Source organism: Wenjunlia vitaminophila DSM 41686, from assembly GCF_000380165.1.
GTDB lineage: Bacteria > Actinomycetota > Actinomycetes > Streptomycetales > Streptomycetaceae > Wenjunlia > Wenjunlia vitaminophila.
In genome coordinates this window covers 1-1,832 of record NZ_KB904641.1, presented here as the reverse complement: position 1 = coordinate 1,832, position 1,832 = coordinate 1, and the positions used below count along the sequence as shown (strand labels likewise).

Sequence of the window (1,832 nt, the reverse complement as noted above, 5' to 3'; positions counted from 1 at the left end):
GTGCGTGCCAGGCGTCACGACCCAGGCGGGATTTATCAGACAGGCCCTAGGCGAAACGGGCGACGAAGCGGCGTTGCCAGGGCGTCTCCACCGCGCGCCCCGAATAGTGCCGCCGGACGTAGGCGACGGCCTCGTGGTTGGGCACCCCGTCCAGGACGGCGAGGCAGGCCAGCGCGGTGCCGGTGCGCCCGTACCCGCCGCCGCAGGCGACCTCGACGCGTTCCCCTTCGGCGCGCTCCCACGCCTCCCGCAGGGTCTCCCGGGCAGCGCCGCGGTCCGAGGGCAACCAGAAGTCCGGCCAGCGCAGCCAGCGGGTCTCCCAGGCGACCGGGGGCGGCTCGTGCCCCAGCAGGTACACCCCGAAGGAGGGCGACTGACCGTCCGGAAGGGGACGCCGCAGACCGCGCCCCCGCACCAGCCGGCCGGAGGGCAAACGGAGCACGCCCACGTCGGTGGGCTCCCAGGAGGTGGCCACGGGGAGAGCCTAGCCCGACGGGTGACCCCGGTGGGCTAGGAAGAGGAAAGGTCAGTGATCCACCCGGGCGGCCATCCCCCGGGTCGCGATGACCTTGCGCGCCAGGGACCTGGGACTGGACAGGAAGCCCCACCCCCAGCTCAGGTGCATGGTGGCCAGCGCCAACGGGATCTGGGCGCGGGCGGCCGAGGGGAGTCCGCGTCCCGCAGGGAATGAGCCCACGATGATGGCGGCCAGGTAACCACCGGGGACGACCAGGCCCAGCGGGTGGATCACCAGTCCGCCCACCAACCCCAGCGCGATGGCCACCAACGCGGTCGGCGGTGCCAGGTAGCGGAGGTTCACCGACCCGCGGTGGTACCGGGTGACCACCCGCCGCCACCGTCCGTAGTGGAAGTACTGCTTGGCCAGCGCCCGCACGGTGGGCCTGGGCCGGTAGGACACCCGCAGCTCCGGGGAGAACCAGATCAGCCCCCCCGCCTCGCGGATACGGTAGTTCAGCTCCCAGTCCTGGGCTCGAATGAACTCCTCGTTGTACCCGCCCTGCTGTTCGAGCACCTCACGGCGGAACACCCCGAGGTACACCGTCTCCGCGGCCTGGGCCTCCCCGCCGGTGTGGAACGCGGCGTTACCCACACCTATCTTCGAGGTCATCGCGGCGGCGACAGCGCGCTCCCAGTCGTTCTCGCCCTCCGCGTGCATGATCCCGCCCACATTGGCCGCGCCGGTCTCGTCGAGCAGGCGCACGGCCGTGGAGATGTAGTTCGGGGTGAGCATCCCGTGCCCGTCCACCCGGACCACCACCGGGTGCCGGGACGCCTTGATCGCGGCGTTGAGCGCCGCCGGCGTCCGACCGGTGGGGTTGGGGACGGTGTGCACCCGGGAGTCCTCGGCCACCAGTTCGGCGGCGATCTCGTCGGTCCGGTCGGTGGACGGGCCGAGCGCGATCACCACCTCGAGTTCTCCGGCGTAGTCCTGGCTCAGGATGTGCCGAACCGCGGTACGCAGGTGCCGTTCCTCGTTGAGCACCGGCATGATCACGGAGACCGCCGGAAGCTGCTGGCCGCTCGTATTCATCGGGGCAACGGTACCCCTCTTCTTGTGTTCGCTCGCCTCCGGCCGCTGGGAAAGCCCCTGCCGGCGTTCCTCGTCGTGCGGTCGCTCGTTCCTCGCGACCTACTCCTCGTCTCTTGGCAGGGGCGCGGCCTTTGGCTCGCTCACATCTGCGCGTCGTCGGGGTTCGGGTGCACGACACTGCGGCCTCTTCTGGTGTTCGCTCGCCGCCGGCCGCTTTGCGGGGCCCCTGCCGGCGTTCCTCAGCGCGCTCCCTCGTTCCTCGGTCGCGGGCTTCGTCTCT

The 1,832-nt window shown here is 71.3% G+C and carries 2 protein-coding genes; both read right to left on the bottom strand.

What is annotated here, in order from left to right:
• Positions 1–46: 46 nt before the first annotated feature.
• Positions 47–475 (bottom strand): protein-tyrosine phosphatase family protein, encoded by a 429-nt coding sequence (locus tag A3IG_RS0103415; protein WP_018382145.1) that lies wholly within the window; start codon positions 473–475, stop codon positions 47–49.
• Positions 476–526: 51 nt separating this feature from the next.
• Complete coding sequence (locus tag A3IG_RS0103410; RefSeq protein ID WP_026219854.1) at positions 527–1,552, bottom strand: glycosyltransferase family 2 protein; 1,026 nt, start codon at positions 1,550–1,552, stop codon at positions 527–529.
• Positions 1,553–1,832 lie beyond the last annotated feature (280 nt).

Excerpts from the sequence above, each read along its gene's own strand:
- A3IG_RS0103410 (WP_026219854.1), bottom strand. The coding sequence starts at position 1,552 with ATGAATACGAGCGGCCAGCAGCTTCCGGCGGTCTCCGTGATCATGCCG.